This window comes from Vibrio satsumensis (assembly GCF_050337435.1).
Classification (GTDB): domain Bacteria; phylum Pseudomonadota; class Gammaproteobacteria; order Enterobacterales; family Vibrionaceae; genus Vibrio; species Vibrio satsumensis.
In genome coordinates, this window is sequence record NZ_JAKJSX010000004.1 from 570,390 (window position 1) to 592,985 (window position 22,596).

Here is a 22,596-nt window from a genome sequence, read left to right on the forward strand (position 1 = left end):
TTTTAAAAATAATTTACATTTTTTTAAACTGATACGTAATCGTTTGCCTTTAAATCCCTACAATGCTTGCTATGTTTCTGGAGAAATAAATGCAAAATAATACCCTATGGTTCAATGGCCTATCCATGGAAGATGTCGACAAAGTCGGCGGTAAGAACGCCTCACTGGGCGAGATGGTTTCTAACCTATCCAATGCTGGTGTTTCTGTACCTAATGGTTTTGCTACCACTTCGTATGCGTTTAACGACTTTCTTGATTACAAAGGTCTAGATGAGCGCATCCACCAACTACTTGATGAACTTGATGTTGAAGACGTTGACGCACTGCGTAAGACAGGTGCAACGATTCGACAGTGGGTTCTAGACGCCCCCTTCCCAGAATCACTAGAGCAAGACATCCGTGATAACTACCGCGAGCTAATTGAAGACAACGAAGAATTGTCTGTAGCTGTGCGTTCATCTGCAACTGCAGAAGACCTTCCGGACGCATCTTTCGCAGGCCAGCAAGAGACCTTCCTTAACGTGAAAGGCATCGACGCTGTACTAGAAGCAACCAAGCACGTTTACGCTTCTCTGTTTAACGACCGCGCTATCTCTTACCGTGTACACCAAGGCTTTGACCACCGTGGCATTTCATTGTCTGCGGGCATTCAACGCATGGTTCGCTCAGACAAAGCCTCTTCAGGTGTGATGTTCACACTTGATACAGAGTCAGGCTTCGACCAAGTCGTGTTCATCACTTCGTCTTGGGGTCTCGGCGAAATGGTTGTACAAGGCGCTGTGAACCCAGATGAGTTCTACGTCCACAAGCCAATGTTAGAATCGGGTCACTACCCAATCGTTAAGAAGACGTTTGGTTCTAAGCTGATCAAGATGATCTACTCAACCAACCAAGAGATTGGCAAGCAAGTTGATATCATCGACACCGATACTCAAGAGCGTAACGAGTTCTCACTGAACGATGAAGAGATCAAAGAACTAGCAAAACAAGCGATGATCATCGAGAAGCACTACCAACGTCCGATGGACATTGAGTGGGCAAAAGATGGTATCGACGGCAAGCTATACATTGTTCAAGCTCGCCCAGAGACTGTATGTTCTCAAAGCGACCAAAACGTTATCGAGCGTTACGAGCTAAACAACAAGGCTGATGTCTTAGTTGAAGGCCGTGCTATAGGTCAACGTATCGGTTCTGGCCCTGTTCGTTTGGTTGACTCACTAGACCAAATGTCACTGGTTCAAGAAGGCGATGTTCTGGTAACAGACATGACAGACCCAGACTGGGAACCTGTAATGAAGAAAGCCTCTGCGATTGTCACTAACCGTGGCGGCCGTACTTGTCACGCAGCAATCATCGCTCGTGAGCTCGGTATTCCTGCAATCGTTGGCTGTGGTACAGCGACAAGTAACCTAAACGACGGTGACACCGTGACAGTGTCATGTTCTGAAGGTGAAACTGGCTACGTTTACCAAGGCGAGCTCGACTTCGAAATCAAACGTTCTGAAGTTGATGAGCTACCAATGCTGCCAACCAAAGTAATGATGAACGTGGGTAACCCAGATCGCGCCTTCGACTTCGCACAGATTCCAAACGAAGGTGTTGGCCTTGCTCGTTTAGAGTTCATCATCAACAAGATGATCGGTATTCACCCGAAAGCCCTATTAAACTTCGATGCACAAACTGACGAGCTAAAAGCAGAAATCAGCGAACGCATTCGCGGCTACAAAGATCCAATCGACTTCTACGTAAGCAAACTGACAGAAGGCATCGCGACTATCGCATCTGCATTCTGGCCTAAGCGTGTGATCGTACGTATGTCTGACTTTAAGTCGAACGAGTACAGCAACCTAGTCGGCGGCAAAACGTTTGAACCACATGAAGAGAACCCAATGCTGGGCTTCCGTGGCGCATCTCGTTACATCTCGCCAGTATTCGAAGACTGTTTCGAGCTAGAGACTCAAGCGATCAAACGTGTTCGCAACGAAATGGGTCTTAAGAACGTTGAAATCATGATCCCATTCGTTCGTACTCCAAGCGAAGCGGCATCGGTTATCGATATTTTGGCTAAGTTCGACCTTCGCCGTGGTGACCAAGGCCTGAAAGTCATCATGATGTGTGAGCTGCCATCCAATGCGATTTTGGCTGATGAGTTCTTGAAGTACTTCGATGGCTTCTCTATTGGTTCGAACGACATGACACAGCTGACACTTGGCCTAGACCGAGATTCAGGTGACGTTGCGCACTTATTCGACGAGCGTAATCCTGCTGTGAAAGCGATGCTGAAAATGGCTATCGACGCGGCAACCAAAGCGGGTAAGTACGTGGGAATTTGTGGTCAAGGTCCATCTGACCATGATGACCTAGCGGAATGGTTAATGGAACAAGGCATCAGCTCTGTTTCGTTGAACCCAGACACGGTTATCGATACTTGGTTGAAATTAGGCAACGTTGCTAGCAAGTAACCTTCTCTAATCGAGCTACGAATAAAGCCAGTCATTACGACTGGCTTTTTTATTTCCACCTACTCCAATAAAGCTCTCGCATTATCGCCCTGCTCGTAGATATAGAGGCTGACGCGAGACAGTATGGTTATCTCTTCCATGCTGACTTGAAGTGAGTTCTGCCCTCTTCCTAGATTCGCTCTTAGACGGTTAACGAGTTGTTGAACTGCCTGCAAATCATCTCTCGCTTTTGGCACTCGAGTATTCATAAAGGTGAACCACTTTTCACTCATGTTACGGCTTATCTTGGCAAGCACTTCGCTATTGGTAATGGTAAATGCTTTATCAAGGTTTCCTCCGTCTCGAAGGATGTCATAAATGATGTGGCCGTTCTTCTTAGCCACCATCATGTTCTTGGTATTGAGTTGCAGCTCACCAATGTGTCCGTTGGCCATTTTTAAGAAGAACTTAATGTCTTTGTAGCCAGCGTCAGTTGCACCACAGTTGAACTTAGCGTTGTCGCCTTGGCTGGTGCCGTAGCGATCTTTCATCGCAGACTGGTGATGTTTCAGCTCTACAAACTCTTTGGTCAGGATGATCATCGCTTTGGCTATGATCATATCTTCCATCGTTTCGAATACGATGGTCATACGAGCTGCATCTTTCAGATCACCAATGTCGTAATGACGTTTACGATTGGTGATCTTATCTAGCGCACCATGGAAATCTTTTACACCTAAATAAGCACCGGGTGGCTGTTTGAGTGTTCCGTTACACACCGAAGCCACCTTGACAGCAAACTCCCTAAGCGCCTCTTGTGCTTCAACCGTTTCCATAAACATCATGAAAAGCTGCTTCTTCTTGAGCGTGGCATTAGCTACCTGATTTCGAGAACCAAAATCAAGGCTCCCATTCGCTAGCTTCTGACTCGATGTTTCATCTAGATAGTTATGGATCTTCTCTTTCTGAGTCATGATGTCGAGAATCACCTGATCTTGCTTTTTATTGGCGTCATTCAGGTAATCGAAGTTTTCGACCTTCTGTTTCAGAGCTTGTAACTTCTGTTGGTAATCTTTGACGTTAACCAATCGAAAGCCCTGAGACATGATGCCTTGCTGGTTTATCTTAGCAAGCACCTTTGCCTTATTCTTCCTAACTTGCTCTTGGCTAATCTGAATTTCTTCTGTGGTCGGCATATCTTAGTTCCCTCTCCAATATGCAGTTGATTCTGTGCTGTCGTATTAGCAATCCTTTTTCCTATAACGATACTAGTTTATGGATTTGATAATTACATTAGCCAACAAGGGTAACCCTATAAAATAAATAAGGTTTGAGAGGTAGTTCCATAAAGTCGCAGCACAAAATGCGCCAATTCTATCAACCGCAGAGTTAAGGAATCTACCGAGATCCGGTAACAATGATTGGTATCGCGCTGACCTTACGTTATCCTTTACACAATTCTTCACAGCTCGATGTTTACCGCTGTGAGTCTATCTTCAAGACCAAAAAGATTAATATGAATTCTACTACCGCAACTCCCACGCCTTCACTTGGCCGACAACTCTATACCATGACATGGCCAATGCTGTTCGGAGTGCTTTCCCTAATGAGCTTCCAGCTTGTAGACAGTGCCTTTATTGGCCAATTGGGCGTACTGCCGCTTGCTGTTCAAGGTTTCACTCTGCCAATCCAGATGATCATCATCGGTATTCAAGTCGGGTTAGGCATTGCGACGACAGCCGTAATTGCTCGTGCAATTGGTGCTAACGAAATGCGCTACGCCAAGCAGCTAGGTGGATTGGTGGTTGCGATGGGCAGCGTGAGTGTCGCGCTTTTCTCCGTCATCATCTATCTATTACGTGGGCCAATTTTACAGTTGTTGGATGCGCCACCGACGGTATTACCGATCATTGATTCTTACTGGATCTATTGGCTAGTCAGTTCTTGGACAGGTGCACTGCTCTACTTTTACTACAGTGTATGTCGTGCCAACGGTAATACTATGCTGCCCGGTTCGATGATGATCGCAACCAGTATCATCAACCTAATATTGGACCCGATTTTTATCTTTACTCTCGACATGGGCATCAATGGTGCGGCTATCGCGACCATTTTAGCTTTTGGTGCGGGCATCTTTATCGTGGCGCCCAAAGTAACCAAGAAACATTGGATGACGTTCGACTGGCACGATCTTGATATCGGCAAGAGTGTTCGCTCAATTGGCAACATCATGGGGCCTGCGATGGTAAGTCAATTGCTTCCACCTGTGTCCTCTATGTTGGCGACTAAACTGCTGGCAGGCTACGGTACGGCTGCCGTTGCGGCTTGGGCGCTGGGTTCTCGTTTTGAATTCTTCTCGATTGTTGCGGTGCTTGCCTTGACCATGTCGATGCCACCAATGGTTGGTCGCATGTTGGGAGAAAAGAACCTGACTGATATTCGCAGCTTGATCAAGATTGCCGCAACCTTTGTGCTTGGCTTTCAAGTCGTAATTGCGCTTGTTACGTGGGTATTCTCAAGTGGATTAGCAGGATTAATGACGAGCGATAGTGAAGTGACCACAATCCTCAACTATCACCTCATGATTGTCCCAATCAGCCTTGGTCCTTTGGGTATTTGCATGCTTATGGTGTCGGTTTCGAACGCCCTAGGTAAGTCTTATACCGCATTAACAATTTCAGCACTGCGTCTGTTCGCTTTCTTCTTGCCTTGCTTATGGATTGGCTCTCATCTGGCTGGAATTGAAGGCCTGTTCTGGGGTGCCATGATAGGTAATGTGTTTGCCGGAACGTGTGCATGGTTTATGTACCAACGCGCTTTAGGCCAAGTTGAAGCTAAGCTTGCCAAATAGGCAGATTAGGAACTCATCAATCAAAAAAGCAGCCGATTTAAAGGCTGCTTTTTTTACATTACTCGGGGTCTATAGAACACGATAAACGCTCAAAGATTTAAACCATCAATGGTCAATTTCACTCCCGAGATGAAGAGAAACAGATAGCACAATCGATACACCCATATTTGATTGACGCGATGCAACAACCACACTCCTAGCTTAACCCCAACAGGAGCTAAAGGCATCAGAATCAATGCTGTCATCATATTGGTCGTGTCAAATTCACCTAATGCAGCATAAGGAACAAGCTTGGCTAAGTTGACTAAGCCAAACAATACGGCCATGGTCGCTACCAAAACAACTTTATCTAGCTTCAATGGCAACATGTAAATACTGGCTGGTCCACCGCCCGCGTGAATCGCAGTGCTAGAAAAGCCACTCAACGTACTCCAAAACCATGCACTTATTTTTCCACCAGCTTTTTTCTCATCTACACCCAAGAGTAAATACTGACCGCAAAACAGCAGGGAAAGAAGACCAATGAGTAACTTCAATCCAGCCTCAGGTGTGATGCTCAGAAACAACCCTGCCAAGATAACGCCAAAAACTGCCCCCGGAAGCATATTCTTAATGACTGAATAATCAGCATTACGATAATGATGTTTTACCGCAAACCCATCCATTACACACAATATTGGCAATAAGATGGCAGCAGCTTGAGAAGGTGCAATGGTCATAGCCATGAGGGGAACAGCGATAATACCTAAGGCACCGCCTAACCCCCCCTTTCCAATTCCATAAATCAACACGGCGGGAATCGCAGTCACGTAAAACCAAAGTTCGGTTACAATGGGCATGAGCTCTACCATTTGTTGACGAAGGCTACTTTAGCTTTGCCCTTCCTTACCATTAACCAAACCCTTTTTGCTTTAAAAACAATCGACTGCGTTTAATATCAGCTAAAGTTCCAGCAGAATTTTGGGGATCACGTTCTTGTTCAATAGTGATCCAGTCTGAATAACCGATTTGATTAATAGCCAACTGAACTTCAGCATAATTGATCACACCTTCACCGATAGGACACATCACTCCTTGTTCGCAAGCAGTCCAAAAACCTACCTTACTTTCGATAACATCGGAAAACACGGCCTCATTGATATCCTTGAAATGAACATACTCTAATCGAGATGCGTACTCAATTAGGCTTTTCGCTGGATCCATGCCGGCATAATACAGATGACCAGTGTCCAAACAGAGCCCGATCTCTTCACTCGTCAAATCGGCCAACATTCGGTCAATTTCATCACGGTACTCTATGTAGCCACCCGCATGAGGATGAACGACAGGACGAATATCATAATGCCTCGCAATAACAGCAATCTCACGAATAGTTTGCATCATTATGTCCCAAAGTTCGTCGCTTAACCTCGGAGCTTCGTCACTCAACCCAGCGTATGCACTACGCACACCATTTACACAATCAATCACGACCAGTTTTTCACTGCCAATACGTTGAAGCATCGAGCACAAATCATGTGCTCTGTCCAATATGTCCTCTTTATGCTCTAAAGAGGAAAGTGGCTCAAAAAGTGTACCTGCACAGATCACTAAACCATTATCTCTAGTCGCCGTACTAACCAACTCCCCCTCTAGAGGCATATAGCCAAACGGGCCAAGCTCTATTCCTTGATATCCAGCAGTTTTACTTTCCACGATGACGGTATTCCATGATGGATTATGGACGTTAGTGGCAGACTCAACGCCCCAACAGCAAGGTGCGCACGCAATTAAGCTATTCATGATCATTCTCCATTCGATTTAGCGTTAATACGCTGCAATAACGCTCAAGTAATATACGCCAATTACTTGCAGACTCATGTTGCATTTATGCAAACCGCGTTTCTACCAACAGCTATAACACCTCTTTCTAAGCGCCTTTAGAATGAATCCATCAACAAAAAATAACTGCTCGCTGCGTTTTGTGTATTTACGAACTCTCAGCACCTCATTGAACTGTTAACTCAGCTTTACCTTGATACAGGATATTACGATGGAACCTATCTACATTGTTGCAGCGAAACGTACACCAATTGGCAGCTTCAACGGCGCACTATCTTCAGTTTCGGCACCCACACTAGGCGCTGCTGCAATTAAAGGTGCAATCAGTCAATGTCATATCGACCCGACGCTTATTGATGAAGTGATAGTCGGTAATGTGCTCAGTGCTGGTATTGGGATGGGACCGGGACGCCAAGCTTCAATTCAAGCCGGTATTCCAGAAACGGTCCCCGCATACACACTCAATATGATCTGTGGAAGTGGGATGAAAACAGTCATGGATGCGGCAAGTCATATCAAAGCGGGTGATGCTGAGATCGTTGTTGCCTGCGGAATGGAGAGCATGTCTCAAGCCCCATTTCTACAAACGCACAAAGTTAGAAGTGGCGTTCGTATGGGAAATATTGCGTTAGAAGACAGCATCATTACCGATGGTTTAACCGACGCGTTTAATCAATATCACATGGGTATCACAGCAGAAAACATTGCAGAATCCTTGTCTATTTCGCGAGAAGAACAAGATGCGTTTGCACTCAAAAGTCAGTTAAACGCAGCAAGTGCACTGGAGAGCCACGGTTTTAGAAGTGAAATTGAACCAATAGAAGTATCGGTGCGTCGCAAACAACATACCGTGGAACTTGATGAATACCCAAAAACTGATAGCACATCAGAAATCCTTGCTCGTTTACGTCCTGCTTTTAAAAAAGACGGCACTGTTACAGCGGGAAATGCCTCAGGCATCAATGATGGAGCAGCCGCGGTCATCCTAGCATCTAAATCAGCTGTGGAACGGTATCAACTAAAACCAATGGCTGAAATCATTAGTTACGCTCAAGCAGGTTTGTCTCCGGAAATTATGGGGTTAGGGCCTGTTCCAGCTATCGCGAATGTACTGGAAAAGTCTGATCTTTCACTTCAAGACATCGAGTATTTCGAGCTTAATGAAGCCTTTGCTGCTCAAGCTATCGGCGTTACAAAGCAGCTCGCTGAGCATCACAACGTTGATCAAAGCTGGATCCTAGAACGCACAAACCACAACGGCGGTGCTATTGCTTTAGGTCACCCTCTTGGTGCGTCCGGGATCCGTATTCTTGTCAGCTTGGCCTATCAACTAGAGCGAAAACAACAAGACTATGGCTTAGCATCTTTATGTATCGGTGGAGGTATGGGTACTGCCGTGATCATCAAACGCTGCTCGTAGCTAAGTACTATACGACAAAGTAGAACACGACCAAGTAAAGAATGACTAGCATGACGGCGTCAAAATTATATTAGCCGTCATACCAAAAAATTAAGTTAGACAAGGCAATGAGCCAACTCTGTATAGGGGCGAATTATGAGAAAAAAAATTACTGCCAACGAGATTGCGGGAAAATTACATGATGGAATGACTATCATGATTGGCGGCTTTATGGCAAATGGCGCACCAGAGGGCCTTATCGACCTACTACTCGAGCACAACATCCAAGACATCACACTAATTTCGACCGATACCGGGAATCAAACCACCGGTTCCGGTCGACTTATTGCAGCAAAACTCATTAAAAAACTCTATGCCTCTCACATTGGTACCAACCCAGAAACGGGGAACCAAATGAACAATCAAGAGCTAGATGTTGAACTGGTACCACAAGGTACATTAGCCGAGCGTATTCGCGCAGGAGGCGCTGGACTTGGCGGTATTCTCACCCCAACAGGCCTTGGCACGATGGTGGCTGAGGGTAAACAAGTTATCAATATTGATGGGAAAGATTATTTACTAGAGAAACCTCTGCGTGCGGACCTCGCTTTTATACGCGGTTCAGTTGTCGATACCAAAGGAAATGTGTTTTACAAAAAAACCACTCAAAACTTCAATCCATTAATGGCGACTGCTGCCGACCTCGTGATTGTTGAAGCTGAAACACTTGTTCCAGTTGGCGATATCGAACCAGAATCAGTACATACCCCAGGTCTATATGTAGATCACGTCTATCAAAAGGAAGCAAAATAGTGACGGATATTATTTGTAAACCTCAACCTGTTTATGGCGATGCGCCTTTGGCAAGCAAGATTACCAATAAGGCAGTAATTCGCCGAAATATTGCTTGGAGAGTGGCTCAAGAACTGCATGACGGCGACGTCGTGAATTTGGGGATCGGCATGCCATCTTTGGTTGCAAATGAAATTGACTCGGAAGTCGAACTCATACTGCAATCTGAAAATGGATTACTCGGTATTGATGCTATTGCTGACGACAGCAATACGGACGCAGACTTAGTCAATGCAGGTGGACAACCGATTACCGCAACCAAAGGCGCTAGTTATTTTAACAGTGCCGACTCCTTCACCATTATTCGTGGTGGTCATGTCGACGTAACGGTTCTCGGAGCACTACAAGTCGATGAGCAAGGTAACCTTGCTAACTGGATTATCCCAGGGAAAATGGTTCCGGGTATGGGAGGTGCTATGGATCTAGTCGTTGGTGCGAAAAAAGTCATCGTCTCAATGGAGCATACGGCGAAAGGTAAACACAAGCTTCTTAAAACCTGCTATCTGCCATTAACCGCACTTAATCAGGTCGACATGGTCGTCACAGAGATGGGCGTCATATCCATTCATGACTCCCAAATGATATTAACGGAAATAGCCCCAGGCTACACACCAGAAGAAGTGCAACAAGCAACAGAAGCGACCTTGATCATCCCAACCCCTCTCAACATTATGCCACTTCCAAAACATTAGGTTTTCTAAATAGTAAATCATGTTACTACGCCTTTATGTGTAATGGCTGCTCCACGTCATATTCGCCCATGCTGAAACAGCATGGGCATTTATTGTGTTCACGGCTGCACCAAGATTGTCTATTGAAATGCACCGATCCCTTCGATTAAATAAACGTACCATCTAATGCGGTAACTGCGTACTTTCCTCTTCTAGCGAAAAAAGCAGTAACCTAAATGGCTACTGCTTGTTGGGAAACTATCTAAAATAATAACTCCTACTACATCGTCGGAAAATTAAAGCTGCTGGTGTGCTCTTCCAATCGCACGCTGGCAGGCCAGCGACTCGTGACGGTTTTCATTCTTGTATAAAAACGAACCCCATCATTACCGTGCATATTTAAAGGCCCAAAGATCGAACGTTTCCACCCACCAAAACTATGAAATGCCATTGGTACAGGAAGAGGAACATTGATACCCACCATCCCAGCCAACACCTGTTCTTGAAACTGGCGCGCAGCCTCTCCATCTCGAGTAAAAATTGCCGTACCATTGCCATACTCGTGTCGGTTAATTAAGTCTAAACCCGTTGCGTAATTGGGCACCCTCACAATCACCAACACTGGACCAAAGATTTCATCTTTGTAAATTGTCATTTCAGGAGAGACGTGGTCAAACAAAGTCGGCCCTACAAAATACCCCTCTTTGTGGCCATCCACCTCAAGCAAGCGTCCATCAACCAGAAGTGAAGCACCTTGCAGCTCTCCCTCTGAGATATAGTCACAGATTTTTTGTTGATGAGCCGCAGAAATAACAGGGCCCATATCGTTTTCCTGTCCTTCCACAATCCCAGGCCCGACTCGCATGGACTGTATCTGCGTTTGTAATTTATCGGTTAAATGATCGGCCGTTTGATCCCCGACAACCACTACCACAGATAATGCCATACAGCGTTCACCCGCCGCGCCATATGCGGCTCCCATGATGGCTTGAGAGGTCATATCTAGGTCAGCATCTGGCATCACTAAGCAGTGGTTTTTTGCACCACCCAACGCTTGGCAACGCTTACCATGAGCAGAAGCCGTGGTATAGATGTACTCGGCAATCGGTGTAGAACCAACAAAGCTTACCGCTTGTACACGTTCATCGGTAAGCAATACATCCACAGCTTGTTTATCACCATTCACCACATTGAAGACGCCATTTGGTAGTCCTGCATCTTTAAGTAACAACGCCAGCTCGAGGGCCAGCGACGGATCTTTTTCAGACGGTTTCAAAACAAATGTATTACCCGTAGCCAGTGCTACAGGGAACATCCACATAGGAACCATTGCAGGGAAATTAAATGGTGTGATGCCAACGCAAACGCCCAATGGCTGCATTAATGAATGACTATCTATGCCAGTGCCAACATTAGATGAGTGCTCACCTTTTTGTAGGTGTGGGATACCACAAGCAAACTCAACCACTTCGAGCCCTCGAGCTAACTCCCCAATGGCATCTGAATAGATCTTCCCATGCTCACTAGAGATCAGGCGCGCTAAACGGTCAAGATTAGCTTCAACTAAGGCTTTAAATGCAAACAACACACGGGCACGTTTCAATGGTGATGTTTTAGCCCAACCTAGATGAGCCTGTTGAGCGGACTCAATAGCTTGTGCCGTTTGTTCTTCATTACTTAATACAACTTGCTTTGTTTGCTGACCTGTTGCTGGGTCAAAGATCGGAGCAACACGTTCCGTTTGATATTCGCTTATTTCACCATTAATAAAATTAAATACGGTTTTCATAACTGGGTCCTTTAATTGGAAATCAATGAAGGTGCGCCTTGTGATTTAAGACGAGACTGTGAAGATGAGTGACAAGGTACAGATAAATTGCGCTGTTGCCATGCTCTCACCAAGCTCGAATAATTCGACTTGATTTGGGCAATGAGCTCCTGATCATTTATGTTATTCGCTAGCCACAAACTGGATGGCAATCCAAATATTGTTCGCCCAACTGCAAAGCCTTTTACCAGCGAACAGTTTGCTGCAGCATTAAATCCAGCTTGCACCTCATCTAATGGTGCATCCAGCCCAAGAATCAATATGCCTCGACAATGTGGGTCGTTGTCTTGTACCAACAACTCCACTTGTTTCCAGGATAATTCAGAAAGCGGCGGTAATTTCCACCAGTCAGGTTTAACACCAATAGAATAAAACTGATTCATCAACGTAAGGTACTGCCTATCCCCCAACGTCATTTCCTTAGGTAAAATAACCTCTAGCAGCAATTCGTGTCCCGATTGGCAACACGCATCGTAGACTTCTTTAACTGTCTTTTCTTGTGATAGACGTAAAGCAATGTCGTCGTCCGGGTGGCAAAAAACCAAACACTTTACGACATGCTCAAGTGGCCAGGTTCTCAACTGACTGCCGATGTCTCCATGCTCTAATTGCAAAGGCCTAGACCCAGGTTCTTCTACCGGTCTACCAATCCAAGTACCTGTACCGGTTGCAGAATTAAGGACTGGCTGACCAAAAGTACCATCACAAAGCAAGCCAAACTGTCCAGACAGATTATCTTCTTGGCTCACATCTAGTGACGCCTTATAGATCAACTGCTTCAGTATCGAAATACGGTCAAGATCTGCGCCAACATCTTTCGCCATCTTTTCAAACTGGCTACGGTGATCGAATGCCAAAACACATAATTCATCCCACTGAGTTTGACGTGTAGTAACTCGGTGCAAATGGTTTAGTTGACTGTCTTGATCTGGTCGCAGAACATCTTGGGCACGAGCTAAATAGTTATCTAACTCTTCTTTAGTAGGCATAGCAGGCGCGCAGCCATGGCGTGAAACCACTAACGCACCACACGCGTTGGCATAAGCGCAAGCTTTCTCCCAACTTTCATCATTGAGGTAACCTCGTAACAGGCCAGACATAAAGGCATCCCCCGCACCAAGTACATTAAGAACATCCACTTTAACGCCTTCTACAGTGATACCCTCATCCAGTGAATCTGGTACATCGCTAGAAAAAACAGAACTACCCAACGCGCCTCTTTTGCACACGAGTTCAGCCTGGCTAACAGTTCGAACCGACCTCAAAGCCGCAACTGTATTTGTAGAGCCACCAGCAATATGGAATTCCTCTTCAGTACCAACAATAAGGTCAAAAAGCGGTAACACTTGCTGAAGTTGATGCGTAACCTCAGCTGAATCGATATAGCGAGTTTCGCCATCACCAAGACTAGTTAGCCCCCAAAGAACAGGCCGGTAATCGATATCCAACGCAGTTTTAACTCCGTGCTTGCGAGCATATTTTAAGGCGAGTAATACCGCCCTTCGGGTCTTCGGATTTGAAAGATGAGTACCTGTAACCGCTAAGCATCGTGCTGAAGCTATGTAAGATTCTGAAATATCATCCACACTGAGCGCCATATCGGCACAATTATCACGATAGAAAATTAATGGAAACGTCTCTTCATCTTTTATGCCTAACAATACTAAAGCTGTTAAGCGTTCGCGGTCGGTGATGAGATGGCGAGTATCAACCCCTACAGATTGCAACTCCTCGCGAACAAACCGCCCCATATGCTCATCACCAACACGAGCAAGCATTGACGACTTTAATCCAAGCCTTGCTGTTCCATAGGCAACATTGCCCGACGACCCTCCTAAATATTTCGAAAATGACCCCATAGATTCTAATCGCGAACCAATTTGTTGCCCATAGAGGTCAACCGCCACTCTCCCCAAACAAATCAAATCCAGTGTTTTATCTTCTAACTGCATAATCCCATTCCTCGTAGACAAATTGGTTCGCTTATATTCAGCTTCAACGCTTACAAAGAAGAAACGCTGTCACCTCTGCAAACTAAGACTCAGCCATAGAAATAAATCTCACCTGTAGACTGCACCCTCCCCTTTATATGGAATAAAAATTCCAAAATCAAAGAAAAACGAAACATACAGTTCATTAAAGTGATCGAGTTTACATTTAATCGTAAAAGTAGACTTCAACCTCAGAAATAAAGGAAAAATTAGAAAATATTTTTCACCAACTTTTTCATTCACATAATTTCAACAATTATATTTTTTTAACAATTAAAATCAATAACTTAGCCATAACTAAAATGACAGACCCAACCACAAGATATTTAAAATCAATAACTTAAGAAAAAGCAACCTCACTAAGAAAGTTAACAACCACAAGATCTATGTAACAATTATAACAATTGCACATTATATCTAATGGCTAAAAAAAAATTCTGAATATATAGTTGCTCACGATAAAAATGAAAAATATTTTTCAATGAAGTGGAAGTTTAAAACGTCTACTTAAAGGAATGAAAGTTGCCAAATCTCTAGGAGAAATAAAGCACTCTCAGAGAGACAACCACAAAATATCTTGTAATTGGCAGAAGCAGTGATAACAACAAGGAGACATAACATGTCATCGATAACCAACACATTTTCAAAGTTCATACGTCGTTTTGCTCACAAAACCACTATCTTCCAAAGCTCAGCAGCAAGACGAGTAAAAACAGGGTTTATTGCAATAGGTTTACTCAGCCTCGTTGCCTGTGGTGGTGAAGAGACAAAAAGTGATGTCGTCACAATAGGTGTCGCGATTCCCAACTTCGACGATACATTTCTTGTAAACATGAAAGACTCCATGACGGCATATGCTGAAAAGCAAGATAACGTAGAGCTCATTTTTGTAGACGCCAAGGAAGACACAGTGAAACAGCTTGGCCAAGTTCAAAACTTCATTATCCAACAAGTCGACGGCATCATTTTAGTGCCAGTTAATACTGACGCGACCCAACCTATGACGGACAAGATTCTAGACGCCGGAATTGAGCTCGTTTACCTCAATCGTCGACCTTCTTATTTACCTGAAGGTGTTGCGTACGTTGGCTCTGAAGAGCTGCAATTTGGTAAAGAACAAGCTAAGTACGTCGCAGATAAAAGTGAAGGTGGAAACATTGGAATTCTGATGGGCATGATGACAATTGAAGCTGCAATTCTTCGTACAGAAGGCGTCGAAGATTACTTCCAAGATAAGCCTGATTTCAACATCACTCGTAAACAAACCGCTCTATGGCAACGATCACAAGCAATGGTAGTAATGGAAAACTGGATCAATTCGGGAGATAAACTCGATGTAATTATTGCCAATAACGATGATATGGCTCTAGGTGCAATTCAAGCTCTGCGTGCTGCTGGAAAACTCGATGACACGATTGTGGTCGGCGTTGATGCAACTCCTGATGGCTTAATGGCAATTGAAAATGGCGCTCTTGACGCCACAGTATTCCAAGATGGTGGCGGCCAAGCTCGGGGCGCAATTGATGCCGCAATCAGTGGTATCAAAAATCAGCCACGCGAGAAAATTACTTGGATCCCTGCAGAGCTTGTTACCAAAGACAACCTAGAAGAATTCAAAGCTAAGCAAGGCTAACGCCCTCTTCACTCATATGATCTATGTGCCAACCCACTAACAAGGTTCGATGCATAGATCATTTCAATCGGAGCAGTAAATATGAGTCAAGCCTTACTAGAAATGCGTGGAATATCAAAGTCATTTCCCGGAGTGAAAGCCCTTGATAATGTGCAACTCACATTAAAAGAAGGTCGTGTCATGGCCTTAATGGGCGAAAACGGCGCAGGTAAGTCCACCCTAATGAAAGTTCTTTTTGGTATTTACCAAAGAGATAGCGGCACCATCCATTATCAAGGTCAGCCAGTTAACTTCAGTGGTGCTAAAGATGCCCTTGAAGCTGGAATATCGATGATCCACCAAGAGTTGTCCCCAATACTTCACCGAAGTATTGCAGAAAACATTTGGCTAGGTAGAGAGCCGACCAAAGGACCATTCAACCTTATCGATCACGGAAAAATGTACAGCGACACTACCAAGCTGTTAGAAAAATTGGACCTGCAACTCGACCCTCGAACGCCTATGAGTGAGCTCACGGTAGCCACAATGCAGATGATCGAGATTTCAAAGGCCATTTCGTATCACTCGAAAGTGATCATCATGGATGAACCAACTTCAGCCCTTACAGGTAAAGAAGTTGACCACCTATTTGAGATCATAGAACTACTTAAATCTCAGGGAGTGGCGGTCGTATATATCAGCCATAAAATGGACGAAATATTCCGTATCTGTGATGACATTACAATCTTTCGAGATGGAAATTTTATTGGCGAGAGAGAAGCTTCATCGACTAATAATGACGAACTCGTTCACATGATGGTAGGACGCAATTTAGGCGATGTTTATCCACCGATCACCGCCAAACCGGGAAAAGTCAGATTAGACGTCCGAAATCTAACTGTTGAGGGGCAATTCAGTGACATCAGCTTCAAGCTGCATGAAGGTGAAATTCTTGGCATCGCAGGCCTTGTTGGCTCAGGGCGCACCGAATTAATTGAAACTCTGTTTGGCGTAAGACAAAAAGATGTCGGTGAGATTTGGATCAACGGCGATCAAGTAGAAATCAAAACGCCAACCGATGCTATCAATCACAAAATGGCCTTCCTAACAGAAGACCGACGTCACTCCGGGCTTTACTTGATGCTGGATATTTTCGCTAACACCTCCATCGCCCACCTTGATGCTTATCGCAATAAAGTCGTTAACCTACTTGATGTAAGAAAAATGCAAAAAGACTGCTCAACGCAATGTTCGACTCTCAAAGTAAAAACGCCTGGCATGTCTGAAGCCATTGATAATTTAAGTGGTGGCAACCAACAAAAAGTATTGCTCGCGCGTTGGATGTTAACGAAACCAGACATTCTCTTTCTCGACGAGCCAACTAGAGGCATTGATGTTGGCGCCAAATCTGAAATCTATAAATTGATGCGCCTGCTCACCGGAATGGGTAAAAGCTTGGTCATGATCTCATCTGAGTTACCAGAGGTGATTGGAATGAGCGACCGCATTCTCGTCATGCACGATGGGCAATTTAAAGGTGAGCTCGACGGTCACGAAGCCTCACAACAACAAGTCATGTCATTGGCGTTCAACTAAAAACAATAAGCTAGTCCAACATATCAAGGAAAGTAGTTATGATAGCTAAACTTCTTCAAGCCACTTCAGAACAGCCCGAAACTGGCAAAAAAACACGTTTTTTATCCAAGTACGCGATCTACGTCGTCTTTGTCGGCATGTGTATTGTCATGAGCATTTTGTCTCCGGTGTTTCTCACCGTTGCCAATTTACTTAATGTCATGACTCAAATGGCCAGTATCGGCCTACTCGCCTTAGGTGTAACAATCATCATCATCACTCGCGGTATTGACCTTTCATCCGGCTCAGTACTTGCGGTTGCAGCTGTAGTCTCAGCCAGCACGGCTCAAACCCTCGATTGGGGGATGAGAATGTACCCCAACCTGCCTGAGTTACCTGTTATTGTCCCTATTTTGGTTGCACTAGGTGTGGGAGCTCTCTGTGGTCTGATTAACGGTGCGTTAATCGCCTATACAGGTATCCCCCCGTTCATTGCAACATTAGGGATGATGATCATAGCTCGCGGGGCTGCATTACTCTATTCAGACGGTCGCCCTATCAGTAGCTTAATCGATTCATACCAATGGATCGGACAAGGAAACATAGCGGGGATCCCCGTGCCCGTGGTGATATTCCTCGTTATGGCATTGTTCACCTATGTGCTACTCAACTACACCAGATTTGGTAAATATGCTTATGCAATAGGAGGCAACGAAACTGCAGCTTACGTATCAGGCATCAACGTAACCAAATACAAAATTCTTGTCTACGTCTACGCTGGTCTTTTGGCTGGTATTGCTGCGCTTATCTTGACGGCTCGAATCAATTCGGGTCAACCCGGCCTAGGTAACATGTATGAGCTTGATGCTATCGCTGCTGCCACTGTCGGTGGGGTATCACATGCCGGCGGAATTGGAACAATCCAAGGAACTATCGTAGGCACCATGATTATGGGCGTGCTACAAAACGGGCTCGACCTACTCAATGTATCAGCCTATTGGCAACAAGTAGTAAAAGGCTTAGTGATTGTCGTAGCCGTTATTTTTGATATGAAGCGCCAAAAGAAAAGCAAATAAATATGTAAATGAGTAGCCGCTATGCACTTTACGCTGACTTTAACATCGTGATTAAGAATACTGATGTGATACGCAAGAAGCGCTAAGCAATGGTATTAACCATTAATAAATCGCTCATACAAAAAGTTGAATGTAGGGTCCTCAAATGAGGTTTTCCATGCCACGTAAGCTCATCACTCTCGTGGCATTTTTTTGTTTAGAGAATGATTGTTTCACCTCTTTCTTAACCGTCATGCCAAATGAAATAAATATTTCATTTAAGCTAACTCAACTTCACATCACCTATTTACTCTGTAATATAGGAAACATTCGCTCCTCTTTCTCCATTAAATTTAGGATGTTGTGTTATGCATGTTGCAACGAATTTCAACGAACTAGAAAACCAAATTCGTTTAAAACACAGTACGTTAAGCAAAAGGCTACAACAAGTCGCACATTACGTACTCGAAAACTCAAACAGCATTGCCTTTGATACCGTTGCCGTGATTGCCAAAGCAGCCGATGTTCCACCTTCGACACTCATTCGCTTTGCAAATGCCTTTGGATTTAAGGGTTTCAACGAAGTAAAACAAATATTTCGACAAAATCTTGTAGAAGAAACCACCAGCTACACTCAACGCACGCGTCTAGTTAAGGCACTTAACGATGAAAACTTGCGAGAAGAACCTGAAGACATTTTGTACGAATTTGCTCAAGCCAACTCACAAGCAATGATGCAGCTTGCCAAGCTCACTTCTCCCGAGAAGCTAAAGCAAGCCGTAGATGTTCTGGCCAGTGCTGATAACATCTATCTAATTGGACTAAGACGCTCTTTTAGCGTGGCGTCATACCTCACATATGCACTACGTCATATCGAATGTAGAGCATTCCTTATCGATGGTTTAGGTGGAATGTTTGAAGAGCAGGTCAGTATGGTTGGGCCTAACGATGTAGTTGTCTCAATTAGCTTTAACCCATATGCAGAAGAAACGATCAAACTGTGTGAAATAGCGTCTGAAGCGGGAGCTAAACAAATCGTGATTACCGACAACCAAGTCAGCCCACTGTCGGCATTCAGCGACGTGTGTTTTACAGTAAAAGAAGCCAGCGTAGATGCATTTCGTTCACAATCGGCTTCATTATGTCTTGCACAATCTTTGGCAGTATCACTCGCATTTAAAAAAGGCAGAACCCTCGATTAATTCTAAGTTCTGCCTTGCTAAGCCAGTGAAAACCAGGCGAATAAATAAAGCGACTAGCTCACTGGCTAGAGTTTGACTGTTGCACCTGTGTGCATGGACTCTAGAGCTGCCTCAGCAAGCACGAGAGCAAACTCTCCATCTTTACCACTGCAAAGTGGCGCTGCTTCCCCCGCTAGAATCTCAACGAAATGATCCCATTCATTGATGTATGCTTGTTCGTAACGCTCTAAGAAGAAGTGTTGCGGTTTCGCACTAACACAACCACTATCCCCCCAGTGCTGAACCAGATCCTCTTTCATGTTGCCCGCTTGCAGTAAGCCTTTCTCGCCATGTAACTCAAGACGCTGATCATAGCCATAACCAGAACGACGACTGTTTGAAATAGTGGCAATCGCACCCGATGGAAAGTTCATAACAATAACAGCAGTATCAATATCTCCAGCTTCACCAATAGCTTTATCAACCATACAGCTACCGTGTGCCGTAATTGAGATTGGATCCTCTCCAAGAATAAAGCGCGCCATATCAAGATCATGGATGCTCATATCGCGAAACATACCACCAGAAGCTTTAGCGTAATGTGCCGGTGGTGGCGAAGGATCACGAGACGTGATCAGCAACGATTCTGCTTTACCGATCACACCTGCACCTAACTGAGTTTTTAGCTTTCGAAACTGAGGATCAAAGCGGCGATTAAAACCAACCAACATTGGCACCGGATATTGTTCAATTACGCCCAAACAATCACGAACACGGCTCAATTCTAAGTCGATCGGTTTTTCACATAAGATCGTCTTACCATTCTTTGCCGCTAGCTCAATAAAATCAGCGTGAGTGTCGGTTGCAGAACCGATACATACTCCATGAATATTGGGGTCAGCCATAGCCTCTTCAATTGTTTGGATTTTTGCATTGTACTGGCTTGCTAGTTGGTTAGCGCCCTCCACATATGGATCTACAATAGAATACAAGGTTGTTCTCGGGTGGTTATTAATATTAACCGCGTGAACCTTGCCAATGCGTCCCGCACCAAATAAAGCGATGTTAAACATACTTTCCCTCATGACGTAGAGTGGCTGCTTAGATAACTAAACAGCGATAGTTAAATACAGTCACACCATCGTGACCCTCTGATTTCTAATTTATATTCCATTTTTATTAACAGCACCCGTTACTCTGGAACAAATAACTAACAGCTAAAGCGAGGAATGAAAAAATATTATCACTCAATCTACATGAGACCAATCCGTAAATCTACGCAATAACGAACAATAAATGGTCTGCTTTGTTTTTTACTTAGTTAACATCACAGATAAAAGGCACGAAGATGGAAAAAATTTATCACAAAGAGAATAATGTTAATAACGCGATTAATTACGCCAGAAGCACAAGCTCTTAGGCAACTCAAAAAGGACTACTTTATGCGCTATGCACTACACGGGATGTGTTCACTACACAATAATATTGTTAGCGATATTCGCTTGGCCAAAGAAACAGGCTATGACGGGTTAGAAATCCATACGGAAAAGTTGTGGCGGTACATCAATGCTGGTTTAACGAGCCAAGACCTAAAAACAAGGCTAAACAACGCCAATATTTCACCTTCTGCGATCGATATTATCGGTAGTGTAGAAAGTACGACCAAAGAAGCACAAAACCAGTTATTTAGAGATACAGAGACTCTGTGTCAATTTGCCAAAGACATTGGTGCGCCAACCATTCAATTGAACGCTTTTGAGGCGCTGACAGGCCTATCAGTTGAAGATAACATTCGCATTACTGCGCAAAACATTCGCAATATAACCGATATCGGAAAAGAGCATGGAATCCGCTTTCAATACGAAGGCGCAGCATGGACCCCCATTGCTACCTTGGAACAATATTATCAATTACATGAAGCAGTTAACCGAGATAACTTTGGCTTTGTGCTCGACACTTGGCACTTTTGGGCATGCCGCGGGGCAACACCGGAAGATATGGCTAAGATTGATAAATCGCTCATCTACAATGTTCACCTTTCCAATGGACACCGCCCTGAAGTTGGTGCGCCTTGGGTCGATGAGAAAGAGCTTCGAAATTGCTTGCTAGGCCAAGGAGAAATCCCACTACAAGAGTGGACGTCAGCTATTCAAAGTACGGGGTATGACGGGTTCTATTCTGGTGAGTTTCTCAATGACCAACTTTGGGAAGGCGATCATTACGAGACAGCCACCAGCATGCTTTCAGGAATGAAGCGTTTGTTCTCATAACCAAATCACTCTAACAACCCTAAACCAAAAAAAGCTACCAAGACGGTAGCTTTTTCTATGTTCATCAGTGACTTTATTTAGACTTTTCGCAAGCATTAAAAAAGCCGATAATTATCGGCTTTTTAGTGTTATCTAGAACGTTCTGAGATCAACGCTATTTAATCTCACGGCACATCAAACTAACGGCTAAGGTTTGAGCTAGGTACATCGAAGAACTCAGTGATCGAAAGCCCATCACCTCCCCTTCTTCTACTTCAAAACACACGTCCATCTTACTGCCATGCGCCATCATCTGATTATCTGCGATCGCGATGATAGGAACACCTCGGTCATGAGCACACTCTATGACATTACTGGTTTCCATTGCATAAGGGGCAAAAGTCACGGTAAGCAATACATCTTTCTCGCTCATATTGCGGATCATAGGGGTAAGCATCCCTCCATGGTCATCAAGCAACACAACATTGTTATCTGACTTCATAAGAGCATACCAAAGGTAAAAAGCAACCGGATAAGCTCGGCGCATTCCTTGTATATATATCGTTTCAGCTTGATCCATCAAGCTCACGGCTCTTTCAAGCTTCTGTGGTGAAACTGATACTTGTAATTTCTCTATTGCTTCAACGTTAGCGACACCGTAATCATTAAAAATAGCGGTTGGCGATTCTGGTTGATATGTTTCTTGGTCCCTTGCTTGACGCACTCGGTCTTTATAATCACGGGGTCTATTTAGATATTGGTCTCTAAACAGCGCCTGCATTTGGCTAAACCCACTAAAACCCATCGCATTTGAAAATCGACTTAAGGTCGACAATGGTACATTTGCTTGTTCCGCGATGGTCGCCATCGTCTCAACGGCAACTAGCATAGGCTGGGCTAACACATAGTCCGCGACTTGCTGTAAGCGTTGACTCAAATTGTCATAGCGTTTGACGATTAACTCTTTCAGAGAGTCTAAATCACTAGGCACATGTACAATCTCGTTAGTTTCAACTTCCATACCTAACTTATTTCCCGTTAAATATTGGTTTATAAATCAATAATACCCC

General features: G+C 44.4%; 17 protein-coding genes. 10 read left to right on the top strand and 7 right to left on the bottom strand.

The window, feature by feature from the left end:
* The first annotated feature begins 89 nt into the window (after nucleotides 1-89).
* Entirely contained in the window at nucleotides 90-2,462 is a 2,373-nt protein-coding gene (ppsA, locus tag L4C44_RS05545) for a phosphoenolpyruvate synthase (protein WP_428804553.1), read from the top strand.
* Between the two features lie 59 nt (nucleotides 2,463-2,521).
* Here ppsA and L4C44_RS05550 read toward each other — a convergent pair whose 3' ends face one another.
* Nucleotides 2,522-3,637: a hypothetical protein gene (locus tag L4C44_RS05550; protein ID WP_239718385.1), complete on the bottom strand. Its 1,116-nt coding sequence runs from the start codon at nucleotides 3,635-3,637 to the stop codon at nucleotides 2,522-2,524.
* Nucleotides 3,638-3,957: 320 nt separating this feature from the next.
* Between L4C44_RS05550 and L4C44_RS05555 the strand changes: the two genes are divergently transcribed.
* A complete protein-coding gene (locus L4C44_RS05555) occupies nucleotides 3,958-5,292 on the top strand; it encodes an MATE family efflux transporter (RefSeq protein WP_428804554.1) in 1,335 nt (444 codons plus the stop codon).
* 89 nt (nucleotides 5,293-5,381) lie between these two features.
* On the opposite strand, the gene L4C44_RS05560 is transcribed toward L4C44_RS05555, so the two are convergent.
* A complete protein-coding gene (locus L4C44_RS05560; protein WP_086712756.1) occupies nucleotides 5,382-6,131 on the bottom strand; it encodes a sulfite exporter TauE/SafE family protein in 750 nt (249 codons plus the stop codon).
* 52 nt (nucleotides 6,132-6,183) lie between these two features.
* Nucleotides 6,184-6,987, bottom strand: coding sequence for a TIM barrel protein (locus tag L4C44_RS05565; protein ID WP_428804555.1), 804 nt, complete (start codon nucleotides 6,985-6,987; stop codon nucleotides 6,184-6,186).
* 337 nt (nucleotides 6,988-7,324) lie between these two features.
* Between L4C44_RS05565 and L4C44_RS05570 the strand changes: the two genes are divergently transcribed.
* The 3 genes from L4C44_RS05570 (at nucleotide 7,325) to L4C44_RS05580 (ending at nucleotide 10,056) form a co-directional block, all read left to right on the top strand.
* Nucleotides 7,325-8,533: an acetyl-CoA C-acetyltransferase gene (locus L4C44_RS05570; RefSeq protein WP_428804556.1), complete on the top strand. Its 1,209-nt coding sequence runs from the start codon at nucleotides 7,325-7,327 to the stop codon at nucleotides 8,531-8,533.
* Between the two features lie 135 nt (nucleotides 8,534-8,668).
* Nucleotides 8,669-9,325 (top strand): CoA transferase subunit A, encoded by a 657-nt coding sequence (locus L4C44_RS05575; protein ID WP_373959843.1) that lies wholly within the window; start codon nucleotides 8,669-8,671, stop codon nucleotides 9,323-9,325.
* A gap of 8 nt (nucleotides 9,326-9,333) precedes the next feature.
* On the top strand, nucleotides 9,334-10,056 hold the full coding sequence (locus L4C44_RS05580; RefSeq protein WP_428804583.1) for a 3-oxoacid CoA-transferase subunit B: 723 nt from the start codon (nucleotides 9,334-9,336) through the stop codon (nucleotides 10,054-10,056).
* Between the two features lie 259 nt (nucleotides 10,057-10,315).
* Here L4C44_RS05580 and L4C44_RS05585 read toward each other — a convergent pair whose 3' ends face one another.
* Together L4C44_RS05585 and L4C44_RS05590 are read right to left on the bottom strand one after the other, a co-directional pair.
* Nucleotides 10,316-11,824 carry a CoA-acylating methylmalonate-semialdehyde dehydrogenase gene (locus L4C44_RS05585; RefSeq protein WP_428804557.1) on the bottom strand — a complete coding sequence of 503 codons (1,509 nt, stop codon included), beginning with the start codon at nucleotides 11,822-11,824 and terminating at the stop codon, nucleotides 10,316-10,318.
* 11 nt (nucleotides 11,825-11,835) lie between these two features.
* Nucleotides 11,836-13,815: a bifunctional 5-dehydro-2-deoxygluconokinase/5-dehydro-2-deoxyphosphogluconate aldolase gene (locus L4C44_RS05590; protein ID WP_428804584.1), complete on the bottom strand. Its 1,980-nt coding sequence runs from the start codon at nucleotides 13,813-13,815 to the stop codon at nucleotides 11,836-11,838.
* Between the two features lie 658 nt (nucleotides 13,816-14,473).
* On the opposite strand from L4C44_RS05590, the gene L4C44_RS05595 reads away from it, so the two are divergent.
* The 4 genes from L4C44_RS05595 to L4C44_RS05610 all read left to right on the top strand — a co-directional run bounded on the left by L4C44_RS05595 (nucleotide 14,474) and on the right by L4C44_RS05610 (nucleotide 19,298).
* A complete protein-coding gene (locus L4C44_RS05595) occupies nucleotides 14,474-15,487 on the top strand; it encodes a sugar ABC transporter substrate-binding protein (RefSeq protein ID WP_061019689.1) in 1,014 nt (337 codons plus the stop codon).
* A gap of 81 nt (nucleotides 15,488-15,568) precedes the next feature.
* Nucleotides 15,569-17,062, top strand: a complete 1,494-nt coding sequence (locus L4C44_RS05600) for a sugar ABC transporter ATP-binding protein (protein ID WP_086967519.1) — start codon at nucleotides 15,569-15,571, stop codon at nucleotides 17,060-17,062.
* A 38-nt stretch (nucleotides 17,063-17,100) separates the two neighbouring features.
* Complete coding sequence (locus tag L4C44_RS05605; protein WP_061038539.1) at nucleotides 17,101-18,117, top strand: ABC transporter permease; 1,017 nt, start codon at nucleotides 17,101-17,103, stop codon at nucleotides 18,115-18,117.
* A gap of 347 nt (nucleotides 18,118-18,464) precedes the next feature.
* A complete protein-coding gene (locus L4C44_RS05610) occupies nucleotides 18,465-19,298 on the top strand; it encodes a MurR/RpiR family transcriptional regulator (protein ID WP_428804558.1) in 834 nt (277 codons plus the stop codon).
* 65 nt (nucleotides 19,299-19,363) lie between these two features.
* On the opposite strand, the gene iolG is transcribed toward L4C44_RS05610, so the two are convergent.
* Nucleotides 19,364-20,350, bottom strand: a complete 987-nt coding sequence (gene iolG, locus L4C44_RS05615; RefSeq protein WP_086712498.1) for an inositol 2-dehydrogenase — start codon at nucleotides 20,348-20,350, stop codon at nucleotides 19,364-19,366.
* 369 nt (nucleotides 20,351-20,719) lie between these two features.
* Between iolG and L4C44_RS05620 the strand changes: the two genes are divergently transcribed.
* The gene (locus L4C44_RS05620) at nucleotides 20,720-21,547 is read left to right on the top strand and encodes a sugar phosphate isomerase/epimerase family protein (RefSeq protein ID WP_428804585.1); all 828 of its coding nucleotides are present in this window, start codon (nucleotides 20,720-20,722) and stop codon (nucleotides 21,545-21,547) included.
* Between the two features lie 154 nt (nucleotides 21,548-21,701).
* Here L4C44_RS05620 and L4C44_RS05625 read toward each other — a convergent pair whose 3' ends face one another.
* A complete protein-coding gene (locus L4C44_RS05625) occupies nucleotides 21,702-22,547 on the bottom strand; it encodes a MurR/RpiR family transcriptional regulator (RefSeq protein ID WP_428804559.1) in 846 nt (281 codons plus the stop codon).
* Between the last annotated feature and the right edge of the window lie 49 nt (nucleotides 22,548-22,596).